The 12662-nt window shown below is 63.1% G+C and carries 11 protein-coding genes; 3 read left to right on the plus strand and 8 right to left on the minus strand.

Features of this window, described 5'->3' with window-relative positions; translation table 11 throughout:
• Window positions 1–87 precede the first annotated feature (87 nt).
• From pilQ to pilM, 4 genes are all read right to left on the minus strand, one after another.
• Window positions 88–1716 (minus strand): type IV pilus secretin PilQ, encoded by a 1629-nt coding sequence (gene pilQ / locus AAGS40_RS13660; protein WP_345814409.1) that lies wholly within the window; start codon window positions 1714–1716, stop codon window positions 88–90.
• Between the two features lie 215 nt (window positions 1717–1931).
• Window positions 1932–2852, minus strand: a complete 921-nt coding sequence (locus tag AAGS40_RS13665; protein ID WP_345812004.1) for a hypothetical protein — start codon at window positions 2850–2852, stop codon at window positions 1932–1934.
• Complete coding sequence (locus AAGS40_RS13670) at window positions 2852–3625, minus strand: fimbrial assembly protein (protein WP_345812006.1); 774 nt, start codon at window positions 3623–3625, stop codon at window positions 2852–2854. Before AAGS40_RS13670 ends, AAGS40_RS13665 begins: the two co-directional genes overlap by 1 nt.
• Before the next feature lie 20 nt (window positions 3626–3645).
• Window positions 3646–4638, minus strand: coding sequence for a pilus assembly protein PilM (gene pilM / locus AAGS40_RS13675; protein WP_345812007.1), 993 nt, complete (start codon window positions 4636–4638; stop codon window positions 3646–3648).
• 252 nt (window positions 4639–4890) lie between these two features.
• Between pilM and AAGS40_RS13680 the strand changes: the two genes are divergently transcribed.
• On the plus strand, window positions 4891–7290 hold the full coding sequence (locus AAGS40_RS13680) for a penicillin-binding protein 1A (RefSeq protein WP_345812008.1): 2400 nt from the start codon (window positions 4891–4893) through the stop codon (window positions 7288–7290).
• A gap of 106 nt (window positions 7291–7396) precedes the next feature.
• On the opposite strand, the gene cyaY is transcribed toward AAGS40_RS13680, so the two are convergent.
• Window positions 7397–7714, minus strand: coding sequence for an iron donor protein CyaY (cyaY, locus tag AAGS40_RS13685; RefSeq protein ID WP_345812009.1), 318 nt, complete (start codon window positions 7712–7714; stop codon window positions 7397–7399).
• Between the two features lie 35 nt (window positions 7715–7749).
• On the opposite strand from cyaY, the gene AAGS40_RS13690 reads away from it, so the two are divergent.
• Together AAGS40_RS13690 and lysA are read left to right on the plus strand one after the other, a co-directional pair.
• A complete protein-coding gene (locus tag AAGS40_RS13690; RefSeq protein ID WP_345812010.1) occupies window positions 7750–8103 on the plus strand; it encodes a lipoprotein in 354 nt (117 codons plus the stop codon).
• Between the two features lie 9 nt (window positions 8104–8112).
• Complete coding sequence (gene lysA, locus AAGS40_RS13695) at window positions 8113–9375, plus strand: diaminopimelate decarboxylase (RefSeq protein WP_345812011.1); 1263 nt, start codon at window positions 8113–8115, stop codon at window positions 9373–9375.
• Window positions 9376–9518: 143 nt separating this feature from the next.
• Here the strand turns inward: lysA and msrQ are convergent, their stop codons facing one another.
• From msrQ to ccsB, 3 genes are all read right to left on the minus strand, one after another.
• Entirely contained in the window at window positions 9519–10241 is a 723-nt protein-coding gene (gene msrQ / locus AAGS40_RS13700; protein ID WP_345812012.1) for a protein-methionine-sulfoxide reductase heme-binding subunit MsrQ, read from the minus strand.
• 15 nt (window positions 10242–10256) lie between these two features.
• A complete protein-coding gene (gene msrP / locus AAGS40_RS13705) occupies window positions 10257–11252 on the minus strand; it encodes a protein-methionine-sulfoxide reductase catalytic subunit MsrP (RefSeq protein WP_345812013.1) in 996 nt (331 codons plus the stop codon).
• Between the two features lie 197 nt (window positions 11253–11449).
• Window positions 11450–12658 (minus strand): c-type cytochrome biogenesis protein CcsB, encoded by a 1209-nt coding sequence (ccsB, locus tag AAGS40_RS13710; protein ID WP_345812015.1) that lies wholly within the window; start codon window positions 12656–12658, stop codon window positions 11450–11452.
• Window positions 12659–12662: the final 4 nt, after the last annotated feature.

Raw genomic sequence — 12662 nt, forward strand, 5'->3', positions numbered from 1 at the left:
CGGTATGGTTCGTGCCGCAGCTTACTGGCAAAGCGGCTGCCTTGTCGAGCATGCGGGCCGCCGCTCGTCGGCTGCGGGCACATGCCCCTAATTTGTCTGAACGACGCGCGGCGTGATGAAAACCGCCAGTTCGCTGCGCTGGTCCCGATGGGCCCGATGGCGGAAAAGCGCGCCCAAAACCGGTATTTTGCCCAGGAGCGGCACGCCGGTCACATCATCCCGGTCGTCAGTCGCGTAAATCCCGCCGATCGACACCGTACCACCATCTTCCACTTCTACGCGCGTTTGCACGTGTTTGGTGTTGATCGCCGGCCCGGCGTCGGTTTGTTCGCCGACGCTGTCCTTGGCGACGTCGAGATCGAGCACGATGCGGCCGTCCGGCGTGATTTGCGGCTCGACTTCGAGCTTGAGCGTGGCGCGCCGGAACTGCACGCCAGACACACCCTGTCCCACCTTGGCCTGGTACGGCAGTTCGGTGCCCTGCTCGACGACGGCCTTCATCCGGTCCGCAGTCACCACGCGCGGGCTGGAGACGATTTCGCCGCGTCCGTCCGCTTCGAGCGCGCTCAATTCGATGTTCAGGAGGCGCGTTGCACCGGCGGCGAACAGCGTGAGGCCCGCAGTCGCCGCGTCGAAGCCGGCAATCGGCCGCGCAGACAGGTCATAGGCGCTGCTGGTCCAGCCACGCCCGGTATCGTTGGCATTCGAACCTGCCATCGAGAGCTTGACGCCGAGATTGCGCGAAAACCCATGTTCGCCCTCGACGATTCGCGCCTCGATCAGCACCTGGCGGGTCGGCCGGTCGATGCTCGTGAGCAATTCGGCGATCTGCGCAAGACGCCCGGCGAGGTCGGTCACGAACAGCAGGTTGGTGCGCGGATCGGCGGTCGCGGCGCCCCGTCTGGACAGCACGCGCTGCGCACCCGAGCCGGCCAGCAGCCGTCGCACGTCCTCTGCTCGCGCATAGTGCAGCTCGAATGTGCGGCTCGCGAGAGGTTCGAGGTCCGCAGCCCGCGCGTGCGCCTCGAAGCGCTGACGCTCGCGCGCCGCGAGGTCCGCCATCGGCGCGACCCAGATTACGTTGCCATGCCGCTCCATAGCGAGCCCGTTGACGTCGAGCAGTGTGTCGAACGCCGTGCGCCACGGCACCTTGTCGAGCCGCAGCGATACGGCTCCGCGAACGCGCTCGCTCGCGACGATGTTCAAGCCCGTGAACTGCGCGAACGCATTCAGCACGGCGCCGAGTTCGGCTCGCTGGAAGTTCAGCGAGATCGGCTTGTCGTCGGGAGCGAGATTCGCGTCCGCTGCGGTTTTCGGCGCGCCGCTCAGGCGGGCGAGCGCCGGCAACGGTACGGGCGGTCCTTCGAGCGCGGTGCTTTGCGTATCGTCGCGCGAGGGCGCCGCGTGCCTCGCCAAGGGGACGGAGCCGTCGAACGGGTCGTCGGACATGGTCTCGCCTGGTGTCCCCGCGCCCGATGAAGACGGCTCGCGCGTCGTCTCGTCGCGAAACGGATTCGGAATGTCACCGGTCACGCCGCGTGACTGAAACGACGTGCCCGACGATACCCCCACGTCGTCGGCAGCCATCGACGTGGGAAGCGGAGGCAATAACGGTAACGGCGGCGTCGACGCGTGCGCCGCCGCGGCCGCGCTCAGCGCCACACTCAGGCACACGCTCAAGCACACGCTCAAGCACACGCTCATGCACACGCTCATGCACACGCGAGGCAAGACGTGACGACGCGGCGCGGCTGGGCTCGACAGGACGCTTCGGGTCGCGCGTATATCGACTTCTGCAGCACGAACCGCGGCAATGGCGTGGCGCGCCGGGAACAGCGAATTTTGCCGCGCACGCTTGCGCATCGCGCCGCGCGCTTCGTCGTTCTTTGCATGCGCCGTGTTCAACGAAAGCCTGTCGCTCATCGATTCGCTCACGAAGCCTCCGCGAATGCCAGCGTGCGAGTCGCGCCGCCTCGGCCCGCGAGCGTCATGCCGAGCGCGTCCAGCCGCGTTACGTGCTCGGCGCCGATCTGCTGCCCGGCCACCGCCGTAGTCGCACCCTCGGGCGTGTCCAGCAGCGCCAACGCACGCGCCGAGTCCCGCAGCATGCCCATCAGGCGCAGTTGCAACGCGTCCGACACGGCGTCCGACGCCAGCATCTGCGGCAGCGCAAACGGATCGAAAAACACCACGTCTTCGTCATCGTCCAGATCGAGGTTATCGTTCGCAGACAATACCGCGGACGTCGTCGCGGTTGCCGGTCGCAACGCGCTGTACACGTTCAAGGTCGCGCTGACCGAAAGCGCGCCGCCATCACGTCTGACGGTGATGTCCACTGGCGCGACGAGCACTGCCAGGTCCGACAAGCCATGCATAAACGCCATCAGATGAATGAAGTCCGTGTGCGCCGTGATTTGCAGCGGCCGCATCCTCTCGATGCCCGTACCGCTCGACGCACCCGGCTCGACAGCGAGCAAGGTGAAGCCGTTTTCCGCCGCCAGTTGGGACACGACACGCACGTCGTCCGCTGAAGCCCACGAAGCAGGGGCGTGCGCGGGCGAAGCAGTAGCCTCTACGCGCAACGCAGGCAGTTGCGCCAACGCGCGTTTTGCGTCGGCGAATCGCCGGGCAGTCGCGCTCAATGCCGCGCGACTCGCCTCGACGCCACTCAGATCCGCTCTCGTCGAGGCATACGCGCCAAGTGCGAATATCAGCGCGGCGATCAGCAGCGCCACCACGCAGCGACGACGCCGACTCCACGCATCAAGTGGAACACGCAGCCGACGCGCCCATTGCGACATGGATTGACGCATGTCGAATACGCCGCCTGACGCGGCAAAAGTCGTACTCATCAGTGATCTCCTGATAGTCTGTTTTTGACGGCGCGCGACTCGGCAGCAGCCGGCGGTTTCTGCGCGGGGTCGCGCCAGCGCAGGTGGGCACCAAATTCAATTGAGCCTGCTGGCGCTGGGCTTGTCCTCGCAGCCGCGCTTGTGGTCGTGCTTGCCACCGTGCTTGCAGCCGCGCTTTTAGCCGCGCCCGAAAAAGTATTTGGAGCACCGGCGCCGCGTGCCGTCACCGGATGCAGTTCATTCATTTCGACATCCTTCACGCCGCGAACCGCACTCAGGCGTTTGAGCCATTCAGCGGAAGCCGCATGTCCGGGCGAAGTCGCCAGCAGCTCGGTCGCATCATTGCGCTGTCGCAACCGTTGCAGCACCACGCCCTCGCCCGGTTCGAAACTCAATGCTTCGAGCAGATCACGCAGATGAGTCAGCGGTTCCGAAAGCCCCTTGGCGAGAGCTTCGGCTCTGCGCTCCTCGTCGGCTGCTTTCAGCAACGCTGCGTGCTCCGCAACCGGCGCGCGCAACTGCGACAGCGAGCGCTCGATGACGGCGCGCTGCGCATCGAGCCGAGCGCTACTCCACGTCTGCCATCCGGCGAAAACGAGCACGGCGGAACACCCTGCGAGCACCGCGCCGAGCCATTCGAGCAAGCGCTGCCGACGCGCACGTCGCGCGTTACGCTGCCGGTAAGGCAGCAGGTTGAAGCCGCCAAGCCAGGTCCGTGCAGAACGCGTACTGTGCGAGGCGGCCCGAGGATTCGCCAGGCCGGCAGACTGCAAACGAATAAACCCCGCGCCGCTCATTCGAGCACCCCGCGCAACGCAAGCCCGAACGCAACGGCGCCGGACGGTTCATGCAGCAACGGATCATGCAACTCACGCGCCAGACTGCCGAGCGCGGCGCATTCGAAGGGCAGTACCGTGCAGCCCAGCACGTCGGCGATGTCCGCCATCGTGAAGCCGACGCCGTCGAGCAAATCGATCTCACCGCTCACCAGCGCGCAGTCGAGCGCGGGACCCTGCACGAGATCGCGCAGCGCGTCGGCAAGATCGGCGTGCTCGGGCGCGGGATAGTGCATCTCGCCGACTACGGCGTCATCGACCATTCGCCATGCGTACACGCCGTCCGTGCCAATCCACAAAGCCGCATACGCCTCCTGCGGATCGAGTTCGTGACTCGCCGCGTAGCGCATCGCGCGCAGCGCAGCATGCGGCTCGCCGTCGACGGTACTCAGCGAAATGCCCGCAGCCGCCGCCGATTCGATCCGCGCTTCCAGATGCTGGCGCGCAGTCGCCGCAATCGTCACCGAGCGAACGGGGGCGGGCTTGTCGTCAACGAACCAGTCGACCGCGAGTGCGTGCCGCTCGAGGCCCGCAATGCGCTCGACTTCGCTCATCACCGCGGGCTCGAGTGCGGCAGATGCATGACCGCCGTCGTCGACACAGCCGCCGTGCAGGGTGAGTTGCGTAAGGGGGACGGTAGTGGTCAGCGTCGCCGACGCGGGCAACGCCATCGAGCAGCGCAATGCATGCGTCGCACACGCGCGCGGCAGACCGGCGAACGCATCGCGCAACGCGCGCGCCACTGCATGACGATCCGCGATGTCGGTGCCGGCCATCGCGCCGGGCGCCAGCGCGACGGTGCTCGCATATTCGATACTTACTGCGGCGCGTGCGCGCGTTCGTCGACTCAACACGACGAGACGTACAGCCTGCGACCCCACGTCGATTCCCGCAGCGAAACGCTGCCCCCCTGCCTGCATGGCTTGCAGCCACGAACTTCTGAACGCCATAACGCCCTCCCTCTGACTCACGCGACGAATGATTCGAACGCGGATAACGAGGAAGAATTGTCCGTAGACGCACGCCTTAGGGACATTCGGCCAAACGGCCAACGTTGCCTGGCGCACGCCCGCCGCGACACTAAAACGACTACAGTGAAGTCATTCCTGCGTGGCGCGCAGAACCATTCAACCTGTCAGTAAGCATGCCGAAAGCTGAGAAGCGAGGCGGCTATAATCGCGGGACTGTTTTTTGGTGCCCCTATGCAATCAACGTCTCCTCCGTCCCCGCCGCCCGCGCCGCAAAAGCGCAAACGCCCGCTATGGCAGAAGCTCATCGTCGGCTTTCTGGGCTTGATCGTCGCGGGCATTCTGTGTGTGGCGCTCGTGCTTGGCTATGCACTGGTCGTCGCCACACCGAATCTGCCCTCGCTCGATGCGCTGACTGATTACCGGCCGAAAGTGCCGTTACGCATCTACACCGCTGACCACGTGCTGATCGGCGAATTTGGTGAAGAGCGCCGCGACATCGTCCATATTCAGGACGTACCCGACAGCCTGAAAAAGGCGATTCTGGCCATTGAAGATGCGCGCTTCTACGATCACGGCGGCGTCGATCTCACCGGTATCGCGCGCGCGGGCATGGTCGCGCTGACCAACGGTCACGCCACGCAAGGCGCAAGCACGATCACCATGCAGGTAGCGCGCAACTTCTTCCTTTCAAGCGAAAAGACCTACACGCGCAAGATTTATGAGATGTTGCTCGCGTACAAGATCGAATCGAAACTGACGAAGGATCAGATTCTCGAGGTGTACATGAATCAGATCTATCTGGGTCAGCGTGCCTATGGTTTCGCGAGCGCGGCACGGGTGTACTTCGGCAAAGATCTGAAAGATCTCACGCTTGCCGAGTCGGCAATGCTGGCAGGTCTGCCGAAAGCGCCGTCCGCCTATAACCCGGTGGTGAATCCGAAGCGCGCCAAAGTGCGGCAGGAGTACATTCTTCAGCGCATGTACGAGCTTCACTACATCACGCAGGAACAGTACGACGAGGCCGCGAGGCAGCCGCTCGTGGTCAAGGGCGCCGGCAAGGAATTCAGCGTGCACGCCGAGTACGTCGCGGAAATGGTGCGGCAGATGATGTATGCGCAGTACCGCGAAGAAGCCTACACGCGCGGCCTGAACGTGTTGACCACGATCGACTCGGCTGATCAGGACGTCGCTTATCGCGCGCTGCGCAAAGGTCTGATGGACTACGAACGGCGTCATGGTTATCGTGGCCCGGAAGCATTCATCAATCTGCCGGGCGATGCAGAAGACCGCGAGCAGGCCATCGACGACGCACTGCTCGAGCATCCGGACAACGGCGAATTCATCGCGGCCGTCGTGACCGCGGCGAGTCCCAGGCAGGTCCAGGCTACGTTCATCGACGGCAATGTGGCGACGATTCAGGGCGACGGTTTGCGCTACGCCCAGGCGGCGCTCGGCACGCACGCACAGCCGAACCAGCGCGTGCGGCCGGGCGCGATCATCCGTCTCGTGAAGAACGAGGACGGCAACTGGTCGATCACGCAATTGCCGCAAGTGGAAGGCGCGTTCGTCTCGGTCGTGCCGCAGGACGGCGCCATCCGCGCGCTGGTAGGCGGCTTCGACTTCAACAAGAACAAGTTCAATCACGTCACCCAGGCATGGCGCCAGCCAGGTTCGAGCTTCAAGCCGTTCATCTATTCGGCTTCGCTCGAAAAGGGGCTGGGACCGGCCACGGTAATCAATGACGCACCGCTCTTTTTCACCGCAGCGGAAACCGGCGGCCAGGCGTGGGAGCCGAAAAACTATGGCGGCGGTTTTGACGGCCCGATGACCATGCGTACCGCGCTGCAACGGTCGAAGAATCTTGTGTCGATCCGCATCCTCAACCAGATCGGCACGAAGTACGCGCAGCAGTACATCACGCGCTTCGGCTTCGATGCGGACCGTCATCCGGCTTATCTGCCCATGGCGCTTGGGGCCGGTCTCGTTACGCCGTTGCAGATGGCGGGCGCCTACTCGGTGTTTGCGAACGGCGGCTATCGGATCAATCCGTATCTGATCGCCGAAGTCACCGATCAGCGCGGCCTCGTCGTCGCGCATGCACAACCGCTCGTCGCCGCGCAGAGCGCACCGCATGCGATCGAGCCGCGCAACGCGTATGTGATGAACAGCCTGTTGCAAAGCGTCGCGCAACGCGGCACGGGTTCGAAGACCAACATACTCAAGCGCACTGACCTCGGCGGCAAGACGGGCACGACCAACGACTCGCGCGACGCATGGTTCGCCGGCTATCAGCACACGCTCACGGCGATTGCGTGGATCGGCTACGACAATCCGCGCAGTCTCGGTGACAAGGAAACAGGCGGCGGTCTCGCGCTGCCGGTATGGGTCGACTACATGGGACAGGCGCTCAAAGGCGTGCCCGACTACAAGATGCCGCGGCCTGACGGCATTGTCGAACTTGGCTCGGAACTGTATTTCGACGACTACACGCCCGGCAACGGTTTCGTTGCGACGGTGGGTGTGAGCCAGGCAACACTGGATGCCGAGGCAAGCGCCGCCGCTGCGGCTGCGCCCGAACAGGTCGGCGAACAGGAGAAACAGGACATCATGAATCTGTTCCGCGGACACTGAGTCGTCTCTGCTGCGCCTAAAAAAATCGCCGCGCTCGATGCGCGGCGATTTTCATTTGGGCGACTCACTCGCTTTTATTCAACGGTGTTTGTCACCGCAATGAAGCTCAAGCTTTGAAGTGAACCGGCTCGCCTGCCTGTTGTGTCGCGTAATCGGAAAGCGCCGCGAAAAATTCGGTCCCGCTGCGCGTGTCGCGCCATTCGCCATCGACAAAACGGAAATGGAAACCGCCCGCTTTAGCGGCGATCCAGATCTCGCTCATGGGCGGCTGGAGGTTGACGATGATCTTCGAGCGGTTCTCGAATTCGAGCGTCAAAACATTGCCGCTGCGCTCGAGTTCGATGTCGGCATCGGTGTCGTCGAGCGCGCGTTCGATGGCGGCTAGAGCGGCTTCCGCACGGGTCAGGTAATCAGTATCGGACATGCTAAACTCCATCGATTATTTATACAGGGACAGTCATGCGAGTCGTCACTCGGATGCGCGCGGCAGCGCCCGGCCGCGCGATTGTAGCGGTTTTAGCCATTCTCGCAGGTTGCGCGCTCGCTGGCTGCGGGCAACGCGGTGCGCTCTATCTGCCCACTGTGCCGCCGCTACCCGCCAAGCCGGTCGACCGCACACAGCCGCCTTCGCCTGACGACGCGAAACCCGTTCCGGATAATGCAGCCGAGACCGGCACGGTGCCCGATACGTCCGGCACACCGCTCTCGCTCGCGCCTGAAAATGATCTGGCCACGCCGCCTGGCTCGGCTGCTTCGGCGGCTTCTGGCACGTCGGCGCCGCTGCCTGCTTCCGCCGTTACTCCCGTTCAATAAGACTCTCGCATGACTCGATCCGCTTTTGAATACGTCGACGGCGTGTTGCACGCCGAACGCGTGTCCGCCGCCTCTCTCGCCGACCAGTTCGGCACGCCGCTGTACGTCTACTCGCGCGCCGCACTGACTGAAGCATGGAACGCATATGCGGGCGCATGCGTCGGCCGTCGCGCGAGCATCCACGTGGCCGTGAAGGCGAACAGCAATCTCGCCGTGCTGAACGTGTTCGCTCGTCTCGGCGCCGGTTTCGACATCGTGTCGGGCGGCGAACTGGCCCGCGTGCTGGCCGCCGGCGGCAAAGCGGAAAACACGGTGTTTTCCGGCGTGGGCAAGAGCGCCGGCGAAATGCGCGAGGCGCTGGCAGCTGGCGTGAAGTGCTTCAATGTCGAGTCGATTCCCGAGCTTGATCGCCTGAACGCGGTCGCCGCCGAGATGGGAAAACAGGCGCCAGTGTCGCTGCGCGTGAATCCGGACGTCGACGCGAAGACGCATCCGTATATCTCGACCGGGCTCAAGTCGAACAAATTCGGGGTCGCTTTCGAAGACGCGCGCGCAACCTATCGCGCGGCTGCTGCCATGACGAACCTGGATGTGGTCGGCATCGACTGCCACATCGGCTCACAGATCACCGAAGTCGCGCCTTATCTCGACGCCGTGGACAAGCTGCTCGAACTCGTCGACCAGATCGAGCAGGACGGCGTCACGATTCGTCACATCGACGTGGGCGGCGGTCTCGGCATTACCTATGACAACGAAACGCCGCCGGAAATCGGCGCGTTCGTGCGCACTGTGCTCGACCGTATCGAAGCGCGCGGTCACGGTCATCGCGAAGTGTATTTCGAGCCGGGCCGTTCGCTGGTCGGCAATGCGGGCATGCTGCTCACGCGCGTCGAATTCCTGAAGCCGGGCGCGGAAAAGAACTTTGCGATCGTCGACGCGGCAATGAACGATCTCGCGCGTCCCGCCATGTACGAGGCGTATCACGCGATTGAACCGGTCGTTCAGCGCGAAACGACCGCGCATATCTACGACGTAGTGGGTCCGGTTTGCGAAAGCGGCGACTGGCTCGGCCGCGAGCGTCTGCTCTCCATTGAACCAGGCGATCTCCTCGCCATCCGTTCGGCGGGTGCTTATGGTTTCGCGATGAGTTCCAACTACAACACTCGTCCGCGCGCCGCCGAGGTAATGGTGGATGGTACACAGGTACATGTGGTTCGCGCGCGCGAAGAGGTTCAGCAACTGTTTGCCGGCGAATCGATCCTGCCTGAGTAACTATCACCGACAGCGCTTTGCTGCGCAAAAAATCAAAAGGCGATGCCGGATAAGGCACCGCCTTTTGCTTTTTCAGGGCCTACGCTTCTCGCGCGTACCACGCCTCATACGCCACATGTCTGGCGCCATCAGCCCCATGCCCCTTAACGCGTTCGCGATCGCGCCGCCCTGATATGCCGATCGCGCAGCCATGCCAGCAAGCGCCATCCCAACAACGCAACCATGATTGCGCCGTAAATCTTCGGCAAAATCAGATCATGCTTGCCGGCCTTCATCCACCAGAAATGCAGAATGGCGAGCGCACCCGCTGCGTAAATCGCGCGATGCAGGGTCTGCCAGCGTCGCCCGAGCTTGCGCACCATCGCGCGTGGCGACGTTGCAGCGAGCGCGACCAGCAGCACGAACGCAGCAAAACCGACCGTGATGAACGGCCGCTTGCCGATGTCTTTCAGGATCGCTGCGACGTCGAACCACTTGTCGAACCAGATGTAAGTGGCGAAATGCAGCGTCGCGTAAAAGAATGCGTACAGCCCGAGCATGCGGCGAAAACGCACGAACGCCGCGACGCCGGTGAGACGGCGCAGCGGCGTCACCGCTAGCGTGATGCACAGAAAGACGAGCGTCCAGAGCCCGGTTGAGCGCGTGATGAATTCGATCGGATTCGCACCGAGCCGGTCGGTCATGCCGAACAGTACGATGCGAGCGAGCGGATACCACGCCGCGATAAACACCGCGATCTTCGCCGGTACGACCCAGCGCGCGCCGGAAGCCGGCCGCTTGGCCGCTGCGGACGCGGGCCCGGACGGCGAACGCGCCGCCATTTTTTCGCGCGTGGCGCCAGAAGAAGGTTGCGTGTCGATAGCCATAGTCGCGCCGTTCGCTCAGAAATTCTTCTTCAGATCCATACCCTGATACAGCGATGCGACCTGGTCGCCGTAACCGTTGAACATCAGCGTCTTGCGCTTGGGCGTAAAGAAACCGTCCTCTCCGATGCGCCGTTCGGTTGCCTGACTCCAGCGCGGGTGATCGACGTTCGGATTCACGTTTGAGTAAAAGCCGTACTCGTTCGACGCATACGTATTCCAGCTGGTCGGCGGCTGCCTGTCGATAAAGCGGATTTTCACGAGCGACTTCGCGCTCTTGAAGCCGTATTTCCACGGCACCACGATGCGCACCGGTGCACCGTTCTGGTTGGGCAAAACCTGACCGTACAAACCCACCGTCAACAGTGTGAGCGGATTCATCGCTTCATCCATGCGCAGCCCTTCGGAGTAGGGCCAGTCGAGCACGGGCGTCGAGAGTCCAGGCATCTGCGACGGGTCCGCCAGCGTAATGAACTGCACGTATTTCGCATTGCCGTTCGGCTGCACGCGCTTGATCAGCTCGGCAAACGGCACGCCGATCCACGGGATCACCATCGACCAGCCTTCGACGCAGCGCATCCGGTACACGCGCTCCTCGAGCGGCGCGAGTTTCAGCAGTTCGTCGATGTCATACACCTTCGGATTTTTGATCTCGCCTTCGACGCTCACCTTCCACGGATGCGGCCGCAACGTGCCGGCGTTGTGCGCGGGATCGGCCTTGTCGGTGCCGAACTCGTAGAAGTTGTTATACGTGGTGATGTCTTTGAACGGCGTGATCTTGTCGAGCGCGACGAATTTCGCGTTGGTTTTCGCGCTCAGCTTCTGCGCCTTCGGGTCCGGCGACGTGTAGGCTGCCAGTGCTTCGCCGTTCACGCCGACCAGGCTGCCCAACGCCACCGCGCCCGCCGCCTGCAAGACTCGCCGCCGGTTCTCGAAGACATGGCGAGGCGTGATTTCGCTGCGCGCAATGTCATCGCCTGTCAGTTGAATGTTTTCGCTACGCTTGATCCACATGGTGCTGCTCCTTGGTGGCCCGGTACTGTGTCCCTTGGGGACCGGATTGTGCGATCACCTATCCGGGTGTTTCGTTCAGCCATTCATAGGTACTGTCACGGCGAACACTCTGGATGCATCGAATATTCCGTCAGCCGTAAAAAAACCGCCGGTGCGCGACGCACACGGCGGTTCTTGGTCCGGCACAGGCGGCAGACTTACAGTTTGCCGTAGCTGTGCAAGCCCGACAGGAACATGTTGACGCCGAGGAACGCAAAGGTCGTCACGAGCAGACCGGTAAGCGCCCACCATGCGGCAACCGCGCCGCGCAGTCCTTTCATCAGGCGCATATGCAGCCATGCCGCGTAATTCAACCAGACGATCAGCGCCCACGTTTCCTTCGGGTCCCAGCTCCAGTAACCGCCCCATGCCTCGGCTGCCCACAGCGCGCCGAGAATCGTCGCAATGGTGAAGAACGCAAAGCCGACGGCGATCGACTTGTACATGACGTCGTCGAGCACTTCTAGTTGCGGCAGACGGTCGGCCAGCACGCCGCGCTCTTTCATCAGATAGGCAACGCCCACCATGGCCGACAACGCGAAGCTGCCGTAGCCGATGAAGTTCGCCGGTACGTGAATCTTCATCCACCAGCTTTGCAGTGCCGGCACGAGCGGCTGGATCTGCTGTGCGTCGCGTGCGACCGAATACCACATGAGAAAGCCGACTGCGGCGCTGATCACGAGCAGGACGAACGCGCCGAGCGCGCGCGTGTTGTAGTGCTGCTCGTAGTACAGATAGAACAAAGCGGTAATCAGGCTGAACAGCACGAACACTTCATACAGATTCGAGATGGGGATATGGCCGACGTCCGCGCCGATCAGGTACGACTCGTACCAGCGCACCATCAAGCCGACAAAACCCATCAACACGGCCGCCCACGTCATCTTGGAACCGATCGCGGCGCCGGTGGGCGACCGCGACAACAGGCCGATCCAGTAGAACACGGTCGCAAAGACGAAGAGCGCGCTCATCCACAGAATGGCGGACTGGCTCGACAGAAAATATTTGAGGAAAAACGCGTTGTCTGCGCGGCTCAGGTCGCCGTGATAGATCTGGATGGCCAGCAGCGAGAGCGCTGCAATGCCGACCATGAGCGGACGCACCGGTTTCCAGCGCCAGCCGAGCACCACGAAAACCGGCACGGCGCAGCAGAGCACCAGCTTGTCGTAGTAATTCATGAACGGGTGATAGCGCGTCAGCGCAAAGCCCGCGCCCGCCACCATGGCCACGGCGAACAGCCAGTCGACGACGCCGAGGCGTTTCAGGAACGGCCGTTCATCGTACTGCGCAACATTGAGCGTCTCGCCGACCAGACCCTTTTGGGGCCGCGACGGTGCGGGGGAGGAGGAAACCTGAGTCAAGTCCATGATC

The sequence above is a fragment of the Paraburkholderia sp. PREW-6R genome (genome assembly GCF_039621805.1).
In the GTDB taxonomy this organism is placed as follows: Bacteria; Pseudomonadota; Gammaproteobacteria; order Burkholderiales; family Burkholderiaceae; genus Paraburkholderia.